The following is a 21,426-nucleotide window of genomic DNA, read 5'->3' as shown; positions in this document are numbered from 1 at the left end:
TTTAATGTGTTTCTAAATTCACAATATGTTTTTGATCAGCAGGTGTGAGTAAAGTTGCATAAATAAATGAGAAAATTACACCAAGTAAAACAGTTAAGCCAAAACATTGAATCGCATACGTATGACTCAGTGATAATAAGCCAAAGCCCAATAAAGTCGACATCATACACAAAAATAACGCCATGCCAACGACTTGAGGATGATCATGCCCATGTCGATAAAAAATGGCATAGTCTACGCCAATCCCAATAATCAGAAATGTCCCCATAATACTAAATAGGTTAATTTCCACACCTAACCATGCCTGTACTGCAAAGGTACTCAATAAAGCGAGAGTCACTGGCAGCACTAAGGGCAAAATTGAACGGATGCCATAGATGATCCCTAAACCAATCGCCAAACTCAACAAGGCATAGATCAACAAATGCTGTGCTTGTTGACGATGCTGTGCGAAAGCTTGGGAGAGTGTATGAACAGGCTGTTGAAAATGAACGTGAGCTGATTCTAATTGCTGTAACGCCCCGACCTGCTTGACACCATTGACGATCACCAAACGCTGTGTCGGATTCACTTGTAAAAATGCTAAAGGATGTTGTTGAAAAACTTGTGTGGTCAGCAATGGCTGCTGAGTGAGTTGCTGCTGCCACGCTTGAACATCTGCAAATTTCAACCCCATAGTCTCTGCATAATTTTTTAAGACCGATTCAGGAATTTTCGCGAATAACTGTACATTTTGCTGTTGCTGCGCCAAGGGTGGAATCCATTGCCCTAAAGCCTGAAAACGATCAATCTTACCCTGAGCCTGAAGCTGTTGCAGTTGATGAATCAATTGAGCTTCCTGCTGTTCTAACTCAGCACTCGAACTTGCTTGTACCACAAAATAATCACTACTTTGTTGCTGTCCGAACAAAGTACGAATGTATTGATCTTGCTGTTTTAGTTTGGCATCCATACTTTGCAAATTACGAATATCATCATTGGATTGCAAAGAAAATAAGCTGATCGTTCCAATCACGATAATGGTCACAATCAAACTATAGCGGGTTGTGTGATGTTGCTGAAACCATTGTCGTGCCTGTCCAACCCAAGCTAAGCGTTGAATTGCAGCTTGTGCATTTAACGGTGGTAATCGTGGTAATAACAAAACACTGGTGATCCATGCTGCGACTAAACCGACAATCGAAAAAACCGCAATCTGTCTAAAGGCAGGAAATGGCGTAAAACTGAGGAAAACATAAGCCACCACCGTTGTCATCAAACCCATGAATAAGCTAGGTAACAGCGGAGTTAGGATTTTGAAACCATCTAGCTTTCGATGCTGTGATTGCATCGCCATAAAATAGAAAGAGAAATCAACACAGACCCCAATCAAACTTGCCCCAAAGACCAAGGTCATCAGATGAATTTCACCAAAAATCCAATGTGTCACTGCAAATGCCAACAAAGTACCTGTTGAAACTGCAATGAACTCCGTGAGCAATGGGCGGAATGAGCGAAAACCAAACCAAACCAATAAAATCAAACCCAAAGTTGAACCGAGTCCAATGGTTGAGATTTCCTGTTTGGCAGATTGTGTTCCAAAGTTCGAGAATAAAATCGTTCCCGTCCAATGCGATTGTACTTTGAGCTTATTGAGCTGTGGTTGTAACTGTTCAATCCAAGCAGAAACTTGCTCTTGATAATCAATATTATATGGACTTCGCGTTAATTCTAAGACCAATAAACGTGAGATTTTCTGATCGTCATGAATGGTGGCAAAACCCTGCTCCAGCTCAATTTTGCTTGAGACTTGATTGGCAATACTCAACATATAGCGAGGAAACAACAACAATGGATCTTGTCGTAATGATTCAGCCGTAATTGGCATCCCCACACTCATCAGTTGCATCAAACTTTGTTCAGTTAAGGCTTGGTAATCTTGTTGCTGTAAATACTGTTGATCTTGCGGACTCAATAACCCGACTTTATGTTGATATAACTGTTTCGAAAATTGTTCTAAATCAAGTTGTGGCTTCAAGGGCTGCCACAATTTACTCTGTTGTAGTTGCTTTTGAAGTAACAACGTTGCTTGCGCTAAAGCCTGTTGATCAGTGCTTTCTAAAACCAAAAATACTTTTTGATTAAGCTGATCACTCATGTATTGCTGTGTTTTGGCAAGTTCTGGATTTTGTTGTGTTTCGGGCAGCAAAGCAAAGATATTGGTTTGGATATGAATCTCTTTTTTCAACCATGCAACGGCAAGTGCCAGACCAACAATGGTTAAGATGATTAACCAAAGGGCAGTAAATTTATTTTGCCAATTGGAAAAGCGCATATTCAGCAGCCGTAAGTTGGTTCGGTTGAGTATTTTGATTACGGAATAAAATCGTAGTACTGTTATTGGCTTGTTCTTGAATCACAATTTTATCGACATATTGCTGCCCTTGTGCATCAATCCGCACAAACAGTTTTTTAAATAAGTTCGACTTCGGTGTTAAGGCAATCTTCCAACCTGTTGCACGATAATCCGCAGACACCACATTAAAATTCTTGGCTAAGGCTTTTTCATCGCCCGACATGAGTTGCAAAAATAAAGTCGCAACAGAACTATACGGGGATTGATCTATCTGAATCTGGCTATAGGTTCTTTGCGTTTTTTGCACCAATTTCTTTTGCGTCACGATCAGATCCGCTTGCACAGGTCGCTTAATTTGCCAAAGCACCCCATTGGATTTTGCAAAGCTCAATGTGCCATTCGAAACAAAGGTTTTATTTAAACTGGCTAACTTCTTTTGTTGTTCAAAGTCCGCACGAACCACATCATTTTTCGACAATTGTTGAAAAATCGTCGTCACCGCCGTGTTATCGGCATAACTGAATGCGCTAAATAGAGAAAGCACGATAAAGAGGGAAATTCCAAGTTTAGCCCTCCCTATTCCTCCCTTAAAAATGGAGGCAATTCCACAAACCAAAGAATATATCAAATTCGTGGAAGTCTCCCCCTGATAGGGGGGAGATTTAGAGGGGGGAACGATAACAACTTGGCGACGACCCCCCAAAACAAAGAGATTAAAAATCATATAACCTCTCCTTTAAATTCATCCCATGCATTTAAACAATCCAACAAAATTTGTGGGGACTGATAACACATTTCTCGTGTTTGCATATTCACAGCCACTTGTGTGGTATAACCCTTGGTTAAACGTCGCCCAGTTTCTGCATCGAGAATTAAATACTCAATTTTTAGGCGGTTTTCCCATTCTTTTAAAATAGCTCGTACTTTAATCTTTTGCTCAAACTCAATGCCTTGTACATAACGCACATGGCTTTCAATCACAGGCCACGCATAGCCCGATGCTCTCATTTGATTGTAGTTATAATTAAATTGCTCCAATAACTTACAACGTGCAATTTCAAAATACTTTAGATAATGTCCATGCCAAACCACATTCATGGTATCGACATCATGAAACGGGATTTCAATGATTACATCTGCCTGCATGTTTCGCTCCTCGACCTATTGTTGGAATTGATTCAACAATTCAAAGTTGTCGAAACGATTAATGATGTGTTGTAGTTCAGTTTGTAAAGGGCGATCTTCTTCAAGTAATGCAAAACTTTGTAAAGTCCACACAACAAATGCCTGTAAAGTTGGACTTAATTGTGACTCCACCGCTTTTAAATGAACCGCCTGCACACTGGCACAACATAGAGCAGCAAGCACTTGTTGGGTCAAGGTAATCACACGGGTCGCATCACGTGCGGCAATTGTTCCCATACTGACTTTATCTTGGTTATGACATTCAGTCGAACGAGAGAAAATTGATGCGGCTAAGGTGTTTTTTAAGGCTTCCGCAGTCCAAGCCGAAACACCAATTTGTACCGCTTTAAAACCATGATTGAGCGGTAGACGCTCGGCTGTTGAACCTGTCAAATTGCGGGGCAAACCATGATTCATTTTATGATCAACCAATTGTGCAATTTGTCGATCCATCAAATCTGCGATATTGGCAATCATAATTTTTAGGCTATCCATTGCTTGAGCAATATGACCGCCATAGAAATGCCCACCATGTAAAACTCGTAAATTAATCGGGTCAATCAAAGGATTGTCATTACTCGAATTAAGTTCATTTTCAATAAATTGACGCAACCAAGTTTTAGAATCCTCAAATATCCCAATGATATGCGGCGCACAACGTAAGGAATAACGGTCTTGTAAACGTGGACTTTGATGCGCTGTTTGTACTTCACTGTTCAGCCATTCACGTAACTGTTTGGCGATTTGTTGTTGTCCTTGATGCGGCTTTTGCGCAAATAAAACCTCATCAAAATGGCTTGGATTACCTTCTAAAGCCAATACATTCAAAGCGGTAATAAGGGTGCTTGCTAAAGAAATTTGTTCAGCTTTTTTATAATTTAAACAGGCTATTGCAGTCATGACTGCCGTACCATTCATCAGTGCCAAGCCTTCTTTCGGACGCAAAGTTAAAGGCTGTAAACCTTTCTCAGCATAAACCTGAGTAATCGGTACAATCTTGCCGTGTGCGTATACATCACGCTCACCCACCAATGCCCCTGCAATATAAGACAACGGCGTCAAATCACCGCTTGCACCGACAGAACCCTCAGATGGAATCACAGGAATGATGTTTTCATTCAGCATCCAAACGAGACGTTCAAGCAAACTCAACGACACACCAGAATAACCACGTGCCAATGAGCAAAGACGAGTCACCACCACCGCACGAGCTGTCAGCAGATCAAGGTTTTCACCTAAACCACAACCGTGAAAACGAGAGAGCTGCAACGGTAACTCATTCACTTGATGCATTGGAATTTCAACCAAACACGAATCACCGTAGCCTGTGGTCACACCATAGATCACGCCTTCATCAAGCAATAACTGATCTAAAAAGTCAGCGCCACGTTGAATCAACTCACGCCATTCAGTTGTCTCAGGCAATGCCACGTTAAACTCTTGGCGAGCGACGGCCACCACGTCTTCAATACTAAGTGGCTGCTCTCCCACAATCAGAATGGGTTTGATCATTGATCCAATTTGACTTGCATTCACGTTATTTTGTCCAAAACTGATAAAAATTAAACCACTGATACGGCGCACGGCAACAATGTTGCTCTAATAGGACGACATAGCGTTGGGTAATCTGTTGCATACTGCTTAAACGGGTTTTCCGAGGCAGATCGATTTGATCTGCAATAGGGTGAATATGAACTTGAAATTTTTGCTGCACACGATAACAAAAGACGGCTAATACAGGCACTTTAAGTAAATTTGCCAAAATCCATGCTCCTTGAGGTAAAGTTGCCGACTCACCCAAGAACTGAACCGTTTGTACACGATCCGACTGCACAGGAATCCGATCTGCTGCTACAATCACCCACTCGCCTTGCTGCATTTTTTCTTCTAACAGAATGGCAGTTTCAATCCCCAATTCATCCACCGAAATTAAATTCACATCGGCTTTATCATTAATTTTTTTGAGGAATTGATTAAATTGCGATGCGTGTTTTTGATACACCAACACATTAATTTTTTGTGGATGTTCAGATTTTAAAGCACGTAATAACTCGATATTGCCAAAATGCGAAACCACAATAATCGCACCCTTTTGATAGTGCTGTTGGAAATGTTCATGTCCAAATAATTCTAGCTTTTGCTCAGGAATATGCCCCAACCATCCCTCAATTTTATCGAGGATGCACTCACCAAACTGCATGAAATGAGTATAACTATTGCCCCATGTCGGCATCGCTGAGAATGGCGATTGTATACCTGCAAAATGGTGTAAACGTTGTAAATATTGCAGTGATGCCTGACGTGCCGTCACAGCAAATAGCCAATACCACATGATAATAAAATACAACACCACACGACAAAGCCACCGCCCACCGCAACGGTAGAACCCAAGCATCAACATTAATGGCAGAAGTCCGCCACGCTCTTTAATGTCATGCCAAGTGTCGTGAGCGCTTTGCTGAGGACTGCTCATCAATCAGCCTTAAACTTATGCCAAATCAGTTTAGGAAAACGAATCAACATACCTGCAAATAAGGTCGCATGTGCTTTGCTCAAGCCAACATTATCACGCCATACATCAAAATGTGATACGCCATGCTCAGGATAGATCACAGGCGTCGGAATATTAATAAATGGTGTATTTTCCCATTTTAAACGAACGAGAATTTCACTATCAAAGCCCATTCTTGGCTGAAATTTGGCTTTATCTAAGATCGGAATAGTCTTATCCAAAGGATAGATCCGAAAGCCACACATACTGTCTTTAATATCTAAAGATAAACTATTTAGCCAAACCCAAAAGTGAGTTACATAACGCCCATATAAACGTTTTTTCGGTACAGAAGCATCAAAAACTGGCTGACCAATCACCATTGCTCGCGGTTGCTGCTGGGAGTACTGGAAAAATTTAGCCACATCATCCCAGTGATGTTGCCCATCTGCATCAAGTTGCAAAGCATGGCTCATCCCCATTTGCGCAGCATAGCGTAAACCTGTGATCACTGCCTGTCCTTTGCCTTGATTGAGTTCATGCTCAACTAAATGTACCGATTTATTCTGCTGCGCTAATTGGCGTAAAATTGCAGTACATTCGGCATGACTACCATCATTCACCAAAATAATCGGATACTGGAATTGTTCCAGATGTTGCACCAAATCTGCCAAATAATGCGGATGGTTATAAACAGGAATAACAATACTATATTTCAACATGACTGAATGCCTATACACCTTCAACCGCAAATAATAAACGACCAGAAGCCAACACCTGTTGATCTGCGGTCATCTCAAAACTAATTTTATGCTGTTTACGACTTAATTTTAACTGCACGACCGTATACAGACGAATGAGGTTTTGAAACTTCAATTGCTCAAAGCCCTGACACCACGCCAAATCCGCCCATATATTTTTGGCGAATTGTTGAATAAAACTGATTTGCCCAACCCCAGGATAAATCGGTTGCGTTGGAAAATGCCCTTTAAAACACTCAAGCTCAGGCGGGAATTCTAAACGGAAATATTCACTGTCGTGTTCTTGCCATTGTGACAAAATAACGGGGGCTAACATCACTGCAAATAATGCCTTTAAATAGTTTTTATCTCGTTTTGACTGCGCATTCTGTGGAATTTGACTGAGAAAACGCCATTGTCTTGGAATTGCAATCGCTTCAAGTTGAAACTGAAGTTGTTGTTTAAGTTGCTTCACAAAAGCAGCCTTGCCCATGCTGATCAATTGCTGTTGCGCTTGTGTTGTAAGCACCGCAATACAACCTAAAATTTGGCGATTTTGGTGATCCAAAAGTAAAGTATGACTTTGCTCAACTTCAGCGAGAAGATTTATATTCTGTTCAATCGCATCCAAACTTAAACGTTTTTCTTCCAGTTTTACAATACGATCCAAACGTCCTAACAGCTTAAACTGCTTATGGGTTATATCCACCCACTGCGCTGCATCTCCCGTGATTATCCAGCCTAACTCACCTGCATGATTACTCTGTACCATCAATTCAGTTGTTTCAGAAATCTGAATCTGAACATTGTTGAATGCTGTCCAAGCTGCATCGTCTTCACGACGATGAGCGATACCACCGGTCTCAGAACTCCCTAAAACCTCAGTAATCGGCACATTCACATGAATACGAATACCTGAATCCAGTTTACCACCTGAGCTAAACACCACTTCACATTGTTGTAGCGGTAATTCTTGTGTCCAACGTTTTAATAAAGCAGGACTAGATACGAGGTAGTTGCCTAAGCTAGACTGAGCTAAACGCTGCTGAACCTGAATCACATCTTCAGGAAATGCCAACTGAGGGTTGTAGAAGCAATGATGTGTTGCCAATGGCAATAACAACTTGAATAATAATCCATAAATATGCTGATGACTGACCGTAGCGATCGCAACATGATGATCATCAAATTTGAAGCTCGCTGCCAGCCCAGTCACTTCATTCAATAACTGCTTTAAAGTACGTTCGATCTTTTTCGGTTCACCTGTTGAACCTGAAGTGAAAAAGATGATTTCTGCATGATTGAGGAACTCATCATGACGCAGCCAACCTAATCTTGAATCTGTGGCTAAATCAAGAGAGGTCGTTAAAGACTGTCTCCCTAGAAAATGGATGTCTTGTTGTGCAAATTTCTGCTCCAAATCACGAACACGATTTGGCGGTAAAATGATTCTTTTCTTTGCGAGTAAAGCTGCAAACAACAGTACGATGAATTCGTAACTGTCCTGTTCCCACAATGCCCAAGTATCTTGTTGTAAATTTTCAATTTCAACCGATTGCTCAACCACATCTTGCCAAAACTGGGCATAAGAAATCGTGTACTGCTCAGAAGTGATACAGAATGTTTGAGCTAAATTACAATCGTTATAAAAATAGATAGGCGCAATCATTACACGAAACCATTTAAGAATTTGTCTGATTTAAACGTTGATGTCGTTTCCGCAAAATAAACTCACCGAGAAACAAAAGTCCCATCAAAACATAAGAAACACAGCCATTATAAATGACCCAAAACTGTGTCGGAGCAAATACCGTCGCCAAAGCAATAGTGGCATTAAGACTAAAAAACACGCACCAAACCATCGTGACTTTGCGCGTCCATTGCACACCCGATTCAGTTAAATCAGGCTCTACTAAACGGGCAAAACGCTCAATCATCGAAGGTGGTTTATATAAGGTCAAAGCAAAGATCAATAATGCACCTAAGCTCATTCCTACTGGATAGAGTTTTAACCAAGCATGTTCTTTTAAAATTAAGCTTAAACCACCACAAAGAATAGCTAAACCCGTCAAGGGTAACATCGGGTCTTTTTTAGCACTCATGAGCCGAACAATACCCAAGACCACTAACAGCCCACTGACCCAAACAAATTGCCCGTGGGATAAACTCCACCCAACAATAAAGGGATACAACACAAAAAATGTGATCAGTATCCCTCTGAAGATATGTTTCATTCAGCTGTCATATTTTGAATAACAGTGACCACATCTTGTACCGTTCTCACCGCTTTAAAATCATCAGGCTGAACTTGTTTACCTGTCAGTTCTTTAATTTTTACGACGAGATCTACAGCATCAATACTATCGACATCAAGGTCTTCATATAAATTTGAATCAAGTTGAATGTCATCAGGCTCAATTTCAAATAAATCCTGCATCCAATCTCTTAATTTTGCCAGCACTTGTTCTTGAGTTAACATCAACTTACTCCCTACACCGCTTGCTGTGCTTCAACTAAAGCGACTAAGCTTTGAATTGATTTAAAATATTGTTTGGTTTCATCTGATTCTGCATTCAAATGAATGTTATAACGCTTTTTCAAAGCGAGCCCCAATTCTAAAGCATCAATTGAATCCAAACCTAAACCATCGCCAAACAATGGTGCTTCGGTTTCAATATCACTGATGCTAATGTCCTCAAGTGCGAGAACATCAATAATCATTTGCTTTAATTCATCAGCAAGATTGCTCATTTTCCAGATAACTCATCATTAAAAATTTGATAGAAACTTTGATTCAATTGACGAACCTGCTTAGGGCTAATCTCAGAATCACCTAATACATCTTGGACATCAATCGTATCAAGCACTTTAATTTCAATATGAAATGGCTGCGCAGGTACATGGTACCATTTTTCATTTTTGGTTAAAGTCGATGGCGTGCAGGTAATCAATACAGGGCGCACAGGGACGTTGGCTCGAATCGCAATATTTGCAGCACCACGTTGAAACTCATTTAAATACTCACCTTTTTCAGTGCGAGTACCTTCAGGAAAAATCAACAATGATGCCGCATCTGATTCTTTCAAACGTGTCACACAATCTTCAATGAATTGCTGTGAACCTGCATTCAAAATATACCCTGCACTACGTACAGGGCCACGCGTAAAAGGATTAGACCATAACGACTGCTTCACGACACAGTTTGCTTGCTGCATTAATCCAATCAAAACCACAACATCAACCAAAGTAGGATGATTGGCAATCACCAATTCTTGGCGACTATTTTGCAGCTTTTCCAATCCTTCAACGTGATAAGTCATGATTCCAAGCTTGACCATCATTTCGGTAAAACCTTTAAAACCATAGCGAATCACTTGTTGTGCCCGCTGTTGACGAATTTCAGGATTACGACTGCTTAAATTAACTAAAGGTGCAACCACCGTAGCAATACCAACACCACCCGCACCGAAACTTGCGAAACTAAAACCCGTGGCAGCAACACGCCAAAAATAATTACTTTTTTGTTTAATTTGATTGCGTTTTAACATTTCTTCCATCTCGGTGTAACTTGATTGAGCTGCGTAGATTGCCAAAACGCATAAAAGTCCAAACTTTCCATTGAGTCAGAACCCGATAACGTGACAATCTCTAAATTCGGTTGCTCTAAACTCACAATCGTTGAAAGCGCGTATGCAGGGAAATCATGCGCATCGGCATAAAGTTTGGGTAAGGCTTGATCATAGGCAATAACCAATACACGTTTCCCATGAGGTTGTGACTTTAAAAGCGCATAAGCCTCAATCAAAGCCTCAGTCCATTCACAACTTAAACTTGTCGAAGGTGTATGATCCTGACATAAGATAGAGTACAAGCCTGCAATCGCATTATGCACAGAGGTTGAAAACTGTGTTGGCGAAGGAACTTGAGCCTTGAGTACGTCTTGTAAAATACTCAGTGTTTTTTCTTCATCACCAAACTTAGACACCCACACAATATAATCAACAGGCTGCCCATCTAAACTCACCAAAGCACTATGCAATGCCATTTTTGCTAGCGAAGATAAACGGCGGCGTTGCATTGCAGGAATCGCTTCGAGCGCAGCATAATTCTGCTGAGTATATATAAGCTGAGGCTGCGTTAGATGTAACTTTAACATGCAATGCAAGTTCCAAATCTGGTGTAAAAATATACAAATAATGATCTTTTTGCGCAGGCATTATAGCATTAGCACAACATTTAACAAAAAATAATTCCCATTAAATATCATAATCTTAAAGAGAAAATTCACGAAATAAATATCCTAATCATCACAAATATTAAGATAATCTAAATAAATTATAATAATTATTAAACTAAACAACTTAAAATTGAGCAAAAAAAAGCCCAACGCAACGTTTGGGCTTTTTGGCATCAAAATTAACTTAACGTTTAAACTTTTTCTCAGCCTTTTTAAATTTCTGAATATAACGACGTTTACGTGCGGCAACACGTTCATCAATCTGTGATTTACGACCTTCAAATGGATTTTCAGAGGTTTTAAAATCAATACGTACAGGTGTACCTTCAAGCTTATACACTTTACGGAACACATTTTCCAAATAACGACGGTAATCAGCAGGCGTTTTATCCACTTTGTTACCATGAATCACGATCGTAGGTGGATTTTGTCCGCCCATATGCGCATAACGCATTTTAATACGTTTACCACTAATCATTGGTGGTTGATGCGCATCGGTCGCATCATTCAAAATTTGCGTTAATTTTGCGGGTGAAACTTTTAAATGTGATGAATCATAGGCACGATGGATGGTTGGGTATAATTCACCAACACCTGTACCATGTAATGCCGAGATTAAATGCACTTTCGCCCAAGGAATAAAGTCAAAACGGCGATCAACATCCAACTTACATTGTTTACGGTCATATTCGGTCATGTTGTCCCATTTATTAATGGCGATCACCATGGCACGACCAGCTTCTAAAGCATAACCAATTAAATGTAAATCTTGTTCAACTACCCCTTCACGCGCATCAAGCACTACGACAATTACGTGAGCATCTTTGATCGCTTGTAATGTTTTCACGATTGAGAATTTCTCAATCATTTCATCGACTTTACCTTTACGGCGTACACCTGCCGTATCGATCAACGTATATTGACGACCATCGCGTTCATAAGGGATATAAATCGAGTCACGCGTAGTACCGGGTTGGTCAAATGCCACCACACGCTCTTCGCCAAGCAAGCGGTTGACCAAAGTCGACTTACCTACGTTTGGACGACCGATAATTGCTAAACGTAAACCTGTATTCTTATTATGCTCTTCTGGGTTTTCATCTTCAGGCACTTCAGCCAGAACATCTTCAAGCATTTGCTGCACGCCACGACCATGACTTGCTGCTACTTGTAAAGGTTCACCCATACCAAGCTTGTAAAATTCAACTAAAGCAGCCTCAGCATGGACACCATCCACTTTATTGGCAACCAAGTAAACTTTTTTACCAAGTGTACGCAGTTCACGTGCAATCTGTTCATCCGAAGCCAATAAACCAGCACGAGCATCAACAACAAAAACAATAATATCTGCTTCATGGATCGCAGTTTTTGACTGCTCTGCCATGTAGGTGTCAATGCCACCTTCATTTTCGCCAATACCGCCTGTATCAACAACGATAAAAGATTTATTTTGAAAAACCGCATCACCATATTTGCGGTCACGTGTTAAACCAGCGAAGTCAGCAACCAAAGCATCACGACTTTTGGTGATTTGGTTAAATAGCGTTGATTTTCCGACGTTTGGACGACCAATGAGCGCAATAACGGGTTTCATAAATTAACCTTAATTCAGACGAGCCATCGTTGATGACATCGTATCAGAAACAGTATGGAAGATTTTTGTGATGAATGAATCACAATAAAAATTCGGGGTTTTGTTTAAACAAATACCCCGATCATTCTTTTATTAGCAATAGCTAATTAAGCATTTTAGCACAAGCTAAGGCAAAATTAACGATTCTGCCAAATGCTTAATGTACCTTTTCGCGTTGCAACATAAAGCTGATTGTCAATCACACGCAACGAACGAACTTCGCCACTGGTTTTCGCACGACCAATCAACTTGCCTGAGCTTGGATCAATCAAATGGATCACACCATCCAAGTCACCAACAACAAGGTTTTGCCCAAGTGTTACTGGATTACTCAGCTGACGATTGAGTAATTCTTCATTTTGCCAAAGCAACTCACCTGTGGCTAAGTTATAAGCATTCAGTTTACCATCAGTGGTCGAAACGAATACTTTATCATCTACAACTTCAGGGCGGTTGGTACTACTTGCTTCTTCACTCCACACCACACGCTGTGTTGCGAGATCAGTCACCGTGACCTGACCTTGGAAACTTGTTGTTACTAGATATTGCCCCGAAACAACTGGATCACCAACAATATCAATCAGACGCTGAATATCTGAGCGACCGTCACTAATTGCAACGCGACGTTGGAAACGTGGCACGCCACTAATTACATCCAAGGCATAAACATAAGCATTCGCAGAGGCAACAATGACCGTACGATCATCTAAACGAACAGGTGCAGGTTGACCACGTAAACTAAACTGAACATTTGGGAGTTTATATGCCCAAACTTGTTGTCCTGTTACAGCATCATGCGCAAATACAGTCCCATCATTCGCAATTGTAATCACACGTCCAGCTTGGATCAAAGATGGAGATAAAATGGCACCTGATAATTTTGCAGTCCATTTTTGAGCCCCTGTTGCCTGATCTAGAGCAAATAACTCACCTTTACGATTACCAATCACCACAATCCCTTCGCTTGCCTCTACACCAGCAGTAAGTTCTTGTTTGGTAATTTTACTTTTCCACAGACGCTCTTTGCCTTTATAAGCAGAAACCTGACCATCAGGGTCAATCGCAAAAATTACACCATTGTCGGTATCCAACTGCAAGCGTAAAGCTTCTGCTGCATCAGTCGACGAAACACTTTGTGAAAATACAAGGTTTAAACTTTGTGCTTGGGTAATTTTTGGCAATGGATTCGGTTTCGCTTCTTTTACTTTATTGGTTGAACATCCAACCAATAAAGCTGACGCAATTGCAATCGCCAAAGGTAGTTTTAGTTTATTCTGCATTAAGACTCATCCACTTTGGTATCCAAGATCGGGCGTTCAATTTCAGGATCATCCACTAAAATACCAACGCTTTCGAGTTTAATTTGTAAAAGCTGACGCTCTTGTTTACGTTCGATCAAGCTATCCCATGCACTTTGATACGCTTTTCGAGCTGATGCTGTATCTTTTTTCGCAACAAAAATATCACCACGTAGCTCTTCTGCCGTTGCCTTAAATGCAGGTTCTGTAACATTTGATAGGGTTTTCAGCGCCTCATCATATTTCTTTTGTGCTAATTGTGAATCTGCTAAGCGTATTTTTACAATTTGTAGTAAACCAACATCTTTTACTTTTGAGTTTTCAACTTTCTTTAACGCCTTTTCAGCAGCAGCATAGTCTTGTTTATCATAAGCAAGCTTCGCCAAAATAAATTGTGTTTGAATCGCTTGAACCGAATTTGCATCGTCTTTCACAATCTTATCAGCTGCTTCAGAGACTGTTGCCAAAGCATTCGGTTGACCAGATGCAGCTTTGGCTTCATCCATTAACTTCTGTACTTTCGCAGTTTGACTCTGTGCCTCAGCTAGATTTTTCTTTTGCCAATATTCCCATCCGAAAAAGGCAATCAAGGCGATCAGAATCCCGCTAACCATGGCAGAACCATATTTTTTGCCAAAAGACTTTAACTGGTCGAGTTGTTCTTCATCACTTAAACTCATGTGATTGTCCTTTCCCTAAATATTGTGCAATTTATTGTTTAAATTTTTCGATAAAAAATGACGTCAGCTCAGTTAAAGTCACCTGTGCTTGTTCAGCGGTTGCAAGCTCTTTGACCAAAAGCTGCTGTGATTCCCACTCACGCTCGCCCAAAATCACGGCATAAATCGCACCAGATTGATCAGCCTTTTTCATCTGGCTTTTCATACTACCTTGAGATCCAGTCTTCAAACGAATCTTACTATTTGCAGCTTCTAACTGATCGCGAATTTGCTCTGCCAAAACTAAGGCCTTAGCTTGATATGCAGGTTCAGCCAATAAGAAGACTTCACAATCACGAACGTCTTTAGTTTGTTCGACTTGCTCAAGCAAAAGCAATAGTCGCTCCATACCCATTGCAAAGCCAACAGCAGGAACAGATTGATCAGCTTTACCTTTCAACTGTCCAACTAGACCATCGTAGCGACCACCCGCACAAACCGTTCCTTGTGAACCCAACATCGTTGTTGTCCACTCAAAAACAGTCTTGTTATAATAATCCAAACCACGGACTAGCTTTTGGTTAATCACAAACTCAACGCCCGCATCAGTGAGATACTGTTGTAACAGTTGGAAGTGGTTGATTGAATCTTCTTTTAAGAAATCATGCAACTTCGGTGCATTTTCTAAGATCTGTTGCGTTGATTCAATTTTAGAATCCAAAATACGCAATGGATTAGTGGTTAAACGACGTTGTGAATCTTCATCCAGTGCATCTTTATGTTGATTTAAAAATTCAACCAAAGCAGCACGATATTCAGCACGCTCGTCCGTTTCACCCAAAGTATTGAGTTCTAAACGCACATTTGCTGCAACACCCATACGTTTCCATAAACGTGCTGTCATTAAAATGATTTCAGCATCAATATCAGGCGTTGCAACGCCAAAAGTTTCAACACCAAATTGGTGAAACTGGCGATAACGACCCTTTTGTGGTTTTTCGTAGCGGAACATTGGACCCACATACCACACTCGCGGCGTTGCACCACGGAGTAAATTATGTTCCAACATTGCGCGCACACACCCTGCCGTACCTTCTGGACGTAAGGTCAATGATTCTGGTGGCGTACCCTTATCGAAAAAGGTATACATTTCCTTTTCAACGATATCGGTCGCATCACCAATAGCACGTTTAAATAAGTTAGTTTGCTCAACAATCGGTAAACGAATTTGTTGATAGCCATAAACATCCATCAAAGATGCCAGTTGTTGTTCCAGACTTCTCCAAGCAGCAGTTTGTGTTGGAAGGGTGTCATTAAAACCTTTGATCGCGACGATTGAACTCATGATGAACTACGAATAATTTCTTTAGATTTAGCTTCTTCAAGCTCTTGAACACGTTGACGAACCATTGTTTCAATTTCATCAACCAACTGATTTGTATCAATTAAATGGCTTTTTTCACCATTTCTATAGACCAGTGAACGCGGAGAAGCCCCCACGATCCCGATATCCGCTTCCTTCGCTTCACCAGGACCATTCACTTTACATCCGATGACAGATAAATCCATCGGCGTACGAATATCTTCTAAACGCTCTTCCAAAGCCTGCATCACTTGAATCACATTAAATTCTTGACGTGAACAGCTTGGACAAGCAATAAAGTTAATACCATTGGAACGTAAGCCCAACGATTTTAAAATATCAAAACCGATTTTAATTTCATCTTCAGGTTCAGCAGCAAGAGAAATACGCATGGTATCTCCAATGCCTTCCATCAATAACCCACCTAACGCAATCGCCGATTTTACCGTACCCGTACGATAAATCCCGGCTTCAGTTACACCCAAATGCAATGGATTATCAATCTGTTGAGATAACAAACGATAGGCGTCCATGGTTAAAAACACGTTTGATGCTTTGACGCTGACTTTGAACTCATGAAAATCTAAACGATCTAGAATATCAATATGACGCATTGCAGATTCAAGCAAAGCTTGCCCTGTTGGCTCACCATATTTGACTTGTAAATCTTTTTCCAATGATCCTGCATTGACCCCAATACGAATCGAAATACCATGATGTTTGGCTGCGGCAACCACTTCACGCACTTTTTGATCTGAACCAATATTGCCAGGGTTGATCCGCAAACAATCTGCGCCATAATCAGCTACAGCAAGTGCAATACGATGATCAAAATGAATATCTGCAACCAAAGGCACAGAAACACGTTTGCGAATTGCACCAAATGCCTCTGCTGCTTCCATTGACGGCACAGAAACACGCATGATATCTGCGCCCGCATCTGCACAACGCTGGATTTGCGCCACTGTTGCATCAACATCACAGGTTTCAGTATTGGTCATACTTTGAACACTGATCGGGGCATCACCACCGACATACACCGAACCCACTCGAATTTTACGGGTTGGACGACGTTTAATTGGATTCACAATCATCGTATAGCTCTACTCTTTGGCATTAACGAGACAAACGGAATTCTGCTTTTCCATTGACAGTATATGGAGCCAAAGATATCTGCTCCTGATTTAAAGTCAAGGATACGGCTGTTGCATCATCTAAACGAATTTGAAATGGTGACTCACCACTCAAAGTTAACGTAGATGCTTGACGACCTGTTGCCAATACTTTACCTGTTGCATCCACAATATGCACCGAGGTTGGTCGACTAAAATTCAAAATTAATTGATCACCAGAAGTTGCTACTGTGCTATTTCCCATAGGGATAATTTCAACATCAGAACTTTTCACCTTTGGAACTTCAGCTTCATCTTTATGACCAGATGTCCAGTTTTGTAGAGCCATTACTGCAAACCAGCCCAAAAGCAACACAACTGCTAAAATAGCTATTCGCTTTAGCCACTTACGGTTACGTACACTTTTTGAACCAGACAGTTTACCCATGATCTTGATAGGAGAATTATTCAAGGCATGGTTTGCTTTTAATCCAGTATCATTGGCATAAATTTCATCAAAACGCTGGATAATGGCACTCGCATCCGCATTTAAATACTTCGCATAAGCACGATAATAGCCTTTGATAAAAGTTGCTTCTGGTAATGACTTATAATCATCTTGCTCTAATGCCGTTAATGTTTTAACAGGCATATTCAACACGCTTGCAATTTCTTCAAGTTCTTTCTTTTGTGCAATACGAATTTGACGCAAATACTCACCAGGTCGTTGAATATTTCCTAAAGTTGACGATGGCGAGGTTGAGCCAGTTGGCTGATGTGAATTTGGATTTATTTCCATACGGCCTCAGTACTGTACTGTAATTGCAAATAACGTTGATATTCTGGACTATCAGGAAATAATGCTCGTAATTGATTCACCAACACTTGCATTCCTAATTGATCCGCATTCGCTCGAGCAATGCGTATACCAATCCAAAGTGCACGTGCACCTTGGTTTTTTTGCCCCACGTTACGAACATATTGTTCGTATAGTTGCGATGCATCTCTGTTATTTTGTTGCAAATAGAAAATTTCTGCTAACTCTAACATTGAAATTGTTGCATTACGATTTGCTTGTAGCGCCTGTTTGAATGATTTTTCAGCATTCGTAACATCGCCCAATTTCAAATAGATCCGCCCAAGGTTTTCCAACGATTGAAATCGCTGCTCATAACCTAAAGTTGCACCTGCATGGGTAAACTGCTCGATCGCTTCATTATAACGTTGCATTTGATACAAATATGTACCGTAATTATTACGAGCTTGCGCATTATCAGGTTCAGATGAGATGGCACGTTTGAAATAAGCTTCTGCTTTTTCCATATTTGATTTACTGCCTTCTTGCTGCAGCAAAATCCCCATCATCATATTGGCATTTGCATCACGTGAATCAATTTTTAGAGCTTGATCAAGAGAGCGCTTGGCTGAATCCAATTCACGGGTACGAATATATTCGGCAGCCAATTGAGTGCGAACTTGCACTGCCTTTTCAGGGTCTTTCTTTAATCCTGTAGCAGATTGGCAAGCAGTTAACCCTAGTATTGTAAACACAACAGTTGGCACTATAATCGTTTTTAGTTGAGTTGTATTCAACGCTTTATCCCCAAGTTTTATCCTTGTGTGCGCAAAATTTCTTGTTGTTGCGCCACTTTCTTCTTCCACTGTTCCGCACGACGCGTACGGTCAGCAACCTGTCCCACCAATTGACCACACGCCGCATCAATATCATCACCACGTGTCTGACGAATCGTACACACAAATCCTGCATCCGACAAAGTTTTTTGGAATGCAATAATTCGATTACGACTTGAACGCCCATAAGGTGCATGTGGAAATGGGTTAAATGGAATCAGATTGATTTTACTTGGTAAGTTTTTCAATAATTTTAATAACTGTTGTGCATGTTCAGGGTGATCATTCACACCATCTAACATTACATATTCAATTGTGACATGTCGGCGTGCGCTTTCATTACCATCTTTGGTCAAATAACGCTGGCAAGCGGCGATCAATTGTTGTAATGGATACTTTTTATTAATTGGAACAAGTTCATTACGAAGTTCATCATTTGGTGCATGCAGTGAAATTGCCAATGCGACATCAATATCTTGTGCTAATTGGTCAATTTTAGGAACAACACCAGAAGTCGATAAAGTTACACGGCGCTTGGACATACCATATGCAAAATCATCTAACATTAACTGCATTGAACTTAGTACTGCATCGTAATTGAGTAAAGGTTCACCCATGCCCATCATCACAACATTGGTCACGGTACGCTCACGTTCTGCAACAGGCACATCTTCCATATAGGAATAATTTGCCATCCACAATTGACCAATAATTTCTGCAGGCGTCAGGTCACGTTGGAAACCTTGCTTTCCAGTCGAACAAAATGAACAATCTAGTGCACAACCCACTTGCGAAGAAATACATAAGGTTTTACGTACACCTGTTTTATCTTCCGCTGGAATCAGTACTGTCTCGACTAAAGAGCCTTCGCCCTCGCCGACACGGAATACCCACTTACGCGTACCATCTTTAGAATAATTACGGTGTACCACTTCAGGCGCTTTAATTTCACAAATCTTTTCTAATTTTTCACGCAATTTGCCTGAAATATTACTCATTTCAGCAAAATCAGTTACGAAAAACTGGTGTACCCACTTCATGACTTGACTCGCACGAAACTTTTTTTCGCCCAAGTCTTCAAAGAATTTTTCTAGTTCAGCTCGTGACATGCCAAGTAAATTTACTTTCTTATTGGCAGCTTGAACGACAGACGTAGTTAAAGACTGTTGTTTTTCATCTAAATTTTCTGATGAAACGACCACTACAGAACTCATGTATATTTACCTAAACGATATCAGCGCTAGAAAATGCTGTGTAATTTTCACACAACTCAATCTATAAAAAATAAAAAACCAGATAAGTAGTATACCACTTATCTGGCTTGAATACTTTGGATTAACGAGTGCGTGGGCAGATCTCGTTATCAGCAAAGAAGTAAGCGATTTCACGCTCTGCAGAAGCAACTGAGTCAGAACCGTGAGCAGCATTCTCGTCGATGCTTACAGCGAAGTCAGCGCGAATTGTACCTGGAGCCGCTTCTTTAGGGTTTGTAGCGCCTAAGATTTCACGGTGAGCAAGAACTGCGTTTTCGCCTTCAAGAACTGAAACAACAACTGGACCAGAAGTCATGAATGCAACTAGATCACCAAAGAAACCGCGCTCTTTGTGTTCAGCATAAAAACCTTCAGCATCAGCTTGAGAAAGGTGTTTCATTTTAGTTGCAACAATTTTTAAACCCGCTTTTTCAAAACGAGCAAAAATGTCACCGATGTTGTTTTTAGAAACTGCATCTGGTTTTACGATAGATAAAGTACGTTCAATCGCCATGATTGACTCCTATTTATGGGTAAACTAAAAAATTTGCCGCATTATACCGATGTCATCGCTAATAATCAGCTTGAATCTGTAAAAGTTCAGCGATTTCTGATAATTTTTTAACGAACTTCATCCAACCAAGCCATTTGAATGGCTTCAAGCAAACCTTCCGTCGACTTATTTGGGTCATCTTTAAAATCTGGCAAAGCACAAACCCATGCATGCAAATCAGTGAAACGTATCCATTGTGGATCGACATCTGGGTGTGCTTCAGTAAGTTCGATTGCGATATCAATCGTATCTGTCCAACGTAAGCCCATACAACAACCTAAATAAATGAGTGTGATTGAGCGTACTTTAACAAATCACAAGATTTAAGAAATAGTGTTCTATGACTAAATTTTCGTTAAAACACTTATAGGATGATATTCAAACTCGGCGCTAATAAGATAATTCCGCTTGCAACCGATGCCCCAATCATCGCACCAACGATGACATCACTTGGATAGTGCAAACCTAAAACCATACGTGATAACCCAATCAAGATGGTGAATGGCAACATTAACGTAAGTAAAAATGGTTGGATATAACCTAAAGTAATGGTGACCATTACCGCATGTAAAGTATGACCTGATGGAAAACTAAAGTGGTCTAGCGGTCGCTCGCCCAAGATAATCACTTGATGAACCTGATAAGGTCTTGGACGTGTAGTTTGGTGTTTTAAAAATTTATAGATCACCGTACCAACAGAACCAGCAACCAGCAAATATAAAATTTGCAGACCGTATGCCAAACCTTGCTTTATCCATACTGATAACAACATGGCATACCAAAATGGCCCATCACCTAAACGACTAATCGTTTTAAAAAACAAGGCGACACGTTGCGACTGTGAGAGATGATTGAGGTATACACACCCTTTTAAATCAAGATCGAGTATTTTTATTTTTGCATTCTGGAAATTCATACTGTTCTCCTTTCTGAGG

At 40.6% G+C, this 21,426-nt stretch carries 23 protein-coding genes; all 23 read right to left on the bottom strand.

The window, feature by feature from the left end; translation table 11 throughout:
- Position 1: 1 nt before the first annotated feature.
- Positions 2 to 2,314, bottom strand: coding sequence for a hypothetical protein (locus MMP60_RS02845; protein ID WP_241334881.1), 2,313 nt, complete (start codon positions 2,312 to 2,314; stop codon positions 2 to 4).
- The gene (locus tag MMP60_RS02840) at positions 2,289 to 2,894 is read right to left on the bottom strand and encodes an outer membrane lipoprotein carrier protein LolA (protein ID WP_241335166.1); all 606 of its coding nucleotides are present in this window, start codon (positions 2,892 to 2,894) and stop codon (positions 2,289 to 2,291) included. Before MMP60_RS02840 ends, MMP60_RS02845 begins: the two co-directional genes overlap by 26 nt.
- Before the next feature lie 161 nt (positions 2,895 to 3,055).
- Entirely contained in the window at positions 3,056 to 3,481 is a 426-nt protein-coding gene (locus tag MMP60_RS02835) for an acyl-CoA thioesterase (protein ID WP_046740172.1), read from the bottom strand.
- 15 nt (positions 3,482 to 3,496) lie between these two features.
- On the bottom strand, positions 3,497 to 5,032 hold the full coding sequence (locus MMP60_RS02830) for an aromatic amino acid ammonia-lyase (RefSeq protein WP_241335165.1): 1,536 nt from the start codon (positions 5,030 to 5,032) through the stop codon (positions 3,497 to 3,499).
- 25 nt (positions 5,033 to 5,057) lie between these two features.
- The gene (locus tag MMP60_RS02825) at positions 5,058 to 5,993 is read right to left on the bottom strand and encodes an acyltransferase (RefSeq protein ID WP_241334880.1); all 936 of its coding nucleotides are present in this window, start codon (positions 5,991 to 5,993) and stop codon (positions 5,058 to 5,060) included.
- The gene (locus tag MMP60_RS02820; protein WP_241334879.1) at positions 5,993 to 6,733 is read right to left on the bottom strand and encodes a glycosyltransferase family 2 protein; all 741 of its coding nucleotides are present in this window, start codon (positions 6,731 to 6,733) and stop codon (positions 5,993 to 5,995) included. The genes MMP60_RS02825 and MMP60_RS02820 overlap by 1 nt, the downstream gene beginning before the upstream one ends.
- A gap of 10 nt (positions 6,734 to 6,743) precedes the next feature.
- Complete coding sequence (locus MMP60_RS02815; RefSeq protein WP_241334878.1) at positions 6,744 to 8,420, bottom strand: AMP-binding protein; 1,677 nt, start codon at positions 8,418 to 8,420, stop codon at positions 6,744 to 6,746.
- Between the two features lie 13 nt (positions 8,421 to 8,433).
- Positions 8,434 to 8,985, bottom strand: a complete 552-nt coding sequence (locus MMP60_RS02810; RefSeq protein WP_241334877.1) for a Clp protease — start codon at positions 8,983 to 8,985, stop codon at positions 8,434 to 8,436.
- Positions 8,982 to 9,230, bottom strand: coding sequence for an acyl carrier protein (locus tag MMP60_RS02805; RefSeq protein WP_241334876.1), 249 nt, complete (start codon positions 9,228 to 9,230; stop codon positions 8,982 to 8,984). Before MMP60_RS02805 ends, MMP60_RS02810 begins: the two co-directional genes overlap by 4 nt.
- A gap of 11 nt (positions 9,231 to 9,241) precedes the next feature.
- Positions 9,242 to 9,502, bottom strand: coding sequence for a phosphopantetheine-binding protein (locus MMP60_RS02800; RefSeq protein WP_046740166.1), 261 nt, complete (start codon positions 9,500 to 9,502; stop codon positions 9,242 to 9,244).
- Positions 9,499 to 10,308: a 1-acyl-sn-glycerol-3-phosphate acyltransferase gene (locus MMP60_RS02795; protein WP_241334875.1), complete on the bottom strand. Its 810-nt coding sequence runs from the start codon at positions 10,306 to 10,308 to the stop codon at positions 9,499 to 9,501. Before MMP60_RS02795 ends, MMP60_RS02800 begins: the two co-directional genes overlap by 4 nt.
- Positions 10,293 to 10,907, bottom strand: a complete 615-nt coding sequence (locus MMP60_RS02790) for a beta-ketoacyl synthase chain length factor (protein ID WP_241334874.1) — start codon at positions 10,905 to 10,907, stop codon at positions 10,293 to 10,295. Before MMP60_RS02790 ends, MMP60_RS02795 begins: the two co-directional genes overlap by 16 nt.
- A gap of 265 nt (positions 10,908 to 11,172) precedes the next feature.
- Entirely contained in the window at positions 11,173 to 12,582 is a 1,410-nt protein-coding gene (gene der / locus MMP60_RS02785) for a ribosome biogenesis GTPase Der (protein WP_241334873.1), read from the bottom strand.
- 176 nt (positions 12,583 to 12,758) lie between these two features.
- The gene (gene bamB / locus MMP60_RS02780) at positions 12,759 to 13,901 is read right to left on the bottom strand and encodes an outer membrane protein assembly factor BamB (RefSeq protein WP_241334872.1); all 1,143 of its coding nucleotides are present in this window, start codon (positions 13,899 to 13,901) and stop codon (positions 12,759 to 12,761) included.
- Complete coding sequence (locus MMP60_RS02775) at positions 13,901 to 14,599, bottom strand: tetratricopeptide repeat protein (RefSeq protein ID WP_241334871.1); 699 nt, start codon at positions 14,597 to 14,599, stop codon at positions 13,901 to 13,903. Before MMP60_RS02775 ends, bamB begins: the two co-directional genes overlap by 1 nt.
- Before the next feature lie 31 nt (positions 14,600 to 14,630).
- Positions 14,631 to 15,923: a histidine--tRNA ligase gene (hisS, locus tag MMP60_RS02770; RefSeq protein WP_241334870.1), complete on the bottom strand. Its 1,293-nt coding sequence runs from the start codon at positions 15,921 to 15,923 to the stop codon at positions 14,631 to 14,633.
- Positions 15,920 to 17,035 (bottom strand): flavodoxin-dependent (E)-4-hydroxy-3-methylbut-2-enyl-diphosphate synthase, encoded by a 1,116-nt coding sequence (ispG, locus tag MMP60_RS02765; RefSeq protein WP_004664888.1) that lies wholly within the window; start codon positions 17,033 to 17,035, stop codon positions 15,920 to 15,922. The genes hisS and ispG overlap by 4 nt, the downstream gene beginning before the upstream one ends.
- 22 nt (positions 17,036 to 17,057) lie before the next feature.
- Positions 17,058 to 17,852 (bottom strand): RodZ domain-containing protein, encoded by a 795-nt coding sequence (locus MMP60_RS02760; protein WP_241334869.1) that lies wholly within the window; start codon positions 17,850 to 17,852, stop codon positions 17,058 to 17,060.
- A complete protein-coding gene (gene pilW / locus MMP60_RS02755) occupies positions 17,843 to 18,646 on the bottom strand; it encodes a type IV pilus biogenesis/stability protein PilW (RefSeq protein ID WP_241334868.1) in 804 nt (267 codons plus the stop codon). Before pilW ends, MMP60_RS02760 begins: the two co-directional genes overlap by 10 nt.
- A gap of 17 nt (positions 18,647 to 18,663) precedes the next feature.
- Entirely contained in the window at positions 18,664 to 19,899 is a 1,236-nt protein-coding gene (gene rlmN, locus MMP60_RS02750; RefSeq protein WP_241334867.1) for a 23S rRNA (adenine(2503)-C(2))-methyltransferase RlmN, read from the bottom strand.
- Between the two features lie 121 nt (positions 19,900 to 20,020).
- The gene (ndk, locus tag MMP60_RS02745) at positions 20,021 to 20,452 is read right to left on the bottom strand and encodes a nucleoside-diphosphate kinase (RefSeq protein WP_018677712.1); all 432 of its coding nucleotides are present in this window, start codon (positions 20,450 to 20,452) and stop codon (positions 20,021 to 20,023) included.
- A gap of 107 nt (positions 20,453 to 20,559) precedes the next feature.
- Positions 20,560 to 20,760, bottom strand: a complete 201-nt coding sequence (gene iscX / locus MMP60_RS02740) for a Fe-S cluster assembly protein IscX (protein ID WP_241334866.1) — start codon at positions 20,758 to 20,760, stop codon at positions 20,560 to 20,562.
- 95 nt (positions 20,761 to 20,855) lie between these two features.
- A complete protein-coding gene (locus MMP60_RS02735) occupies positions 20,856 to 21,407 on the bottom strand; it encodes a phosphatase PAP2 family protein (protein WP_241334865.1) in 552 nt (183 codons plus the stop codon).
- Between the last annotated feature and the right edge of the window lie 19 nt (positions 21,408 to 21,426).

This window comes from Acinetobacter sp. ANC 4805, assembly GCF_022549495.1.
Classification (GTDB): Bacteria; Pseudomonadota; Gammaproteobacteria; order Pseudomonadales; family Moraxellaceae; genus Acinetobacter.
The sequence above is the reverse complement of the archived record's forward strand: the minus strand, read 5'-3'. Positions and strand labels throughout refer to the sequence as shown.

What these genes read in the sequence shown, in the direction of transcription:
- MMP60_RS02845 (WP_241334881.1), bottom strand. Translation starts at nt 2,314, where the DNA reads ATGCGCTTTTCCAATTGGCAAAATAAATTTACTGCCCTTTGGTTAATC.
- MMP60_RS02835 (WP_046740172.1), bottom strand. Translation starts at nt 3,481, where the DNA reads ATGCAGGCAGATGTAATCATTGAAATCCCGTTTCATGATGTCGATACC.
- MMP60_RS02830 (WP_241335165.1), bottom strand. Translation starts at nt 5,032, where the DNA reads ATGATCAAACCCATTCTGATTGTGGGAGAGCAGCCACTTAGTATTGAA.
- MMP60_RS02825 (WP_241334880.1), bottom strand. Translation starts at nt 5,993, where the DNA reads ATGAGCAGTCCTCAGCAAAGCGCTCACGACACTTGGCATGACATTAAA.
- MMP60_RS02820 (WP_241334879.1), bottom strand. Translation starts at nt 6,733, where the DNA reads ATGTTGAAATATAGTATTGTTATTCCTGTTTATAACCATCCGCATTAT.
- MMP60_RS02815 (WP_241334878.1), bottom strand. Translation starts at nt 8,420, where the DNA reads ATGATTGCGCCTATCTATTTTTATAACGATTGTAATTTAGCTCAAACA.
- MMP60_RS02810 (WP_241334877.1), bottom strand. Translation starts at nt 8,985, where the DNA reads ATGAAACATATCTTCAGAGGGATACTGATCACATTTTTTGTGTTGTAT.
- MMP60_RS02805 (WP_241334876.1), bottom strand. Translation starts at nt 9,230, where the DNA reads ATGTTAACTCAAGAACAAGTGCTGGCAAAATTAAGAGATTGGATGCAG.
- MMP60_RS02800 (WP_046740166.1), bottom strand. Translation starts at nt 9,502, where the DNA reads ATGAGCAATCTTGCTGATGAATTAAAGCAAATGATTATTGATGTTCTC.
- MMP60_RS02795 (WP_241334875.1), bottom strand. Translation starts at nt 10,308, where the DNA reads ATGGAAGAAATGTTAAAACGCAATCAAATTAAACAAAAAAGTAATTAT.
- MMP60_RS02790 (WP_241334874.1), bottom strand. Translation starts at nt 10,907, where the DNA reads ATGTTAAAGTTACATCTAACGCAGCCTCAGCTTATATATACTCAGCAG.
- der (WP_241334873.1), bottom strand. Translation starts at nt 12,582, where the DNA reads ATGAAACCCGTTATTGCGCTCATTGGTCGTCCAAACGTCGGAAAATCA.
- bamB (WP_241334872.1), bottom strand. Translation starts at nt 13,901, where the DNA reads ATGCAGAATAAACTAAAACTACCTTTGGCGATTGCAATTGCGTCAGCT.
- MMP60_RS02775 (WP_241334871.1), bottom strand. Translation starts at nt 14,599, where the DNA reads ATGAGTTTAAGTGATGAAGAACAACTCGACCAGTTAAAGTCTTTTGGC.
- hisS (WP_241334870.1), bottom strand. Translation starts at nt 15,923, where the DNA reads ATGAGTTCAATCGTCGCGATCAAAGGTTTTAATGACACCCTTCCAACA.
- ispG (WP_004664888.1), bottom strand. Translation starts at nt 17,035, where the DNA reads ATGATTGTGAATCCAATTAAACGTCGTCCAACCCGTAAAATTCGAGTG.
- MMP60_RS02760 (WP_241334869.1), bottom strand. Translation starts at nt 17,852, where the DNA reads ATGGAAATAAATCCAAATTCACATCAGCCAACTGGCTCAACCTCGCCA.
- rlmN (WP_241334867.1), bottom strand. Translation starts at nt 19,899, where the DNA reads ATGAGTTCTGTAGTGGTCGTTTCATCAGAAAATTTAGATGAAAAACAA.
- ndk (WP_018677712.1), bottom strand. Translation starts at nt 20,452, where the DNA reads ATGGCGATTGAACGTACTTTATCTATCGTAAAACCAGATGCAGTTTCT.
- iscX (WP_241334866.1), bottom strand. Translation starts at nt 20,760, where the DNA reads ATGGGCTTACGTTGGACAGATACGATTGATATCGCAATCGAACTTACT.
- MMP60_RS02735 (WP_241334865.1), bottom strand. Translation starts at nt 21,407, where the DNA reads ATGAATTTCCAGAATGCAAAAATAAAAATACTCGATCTTGATTTAAAA.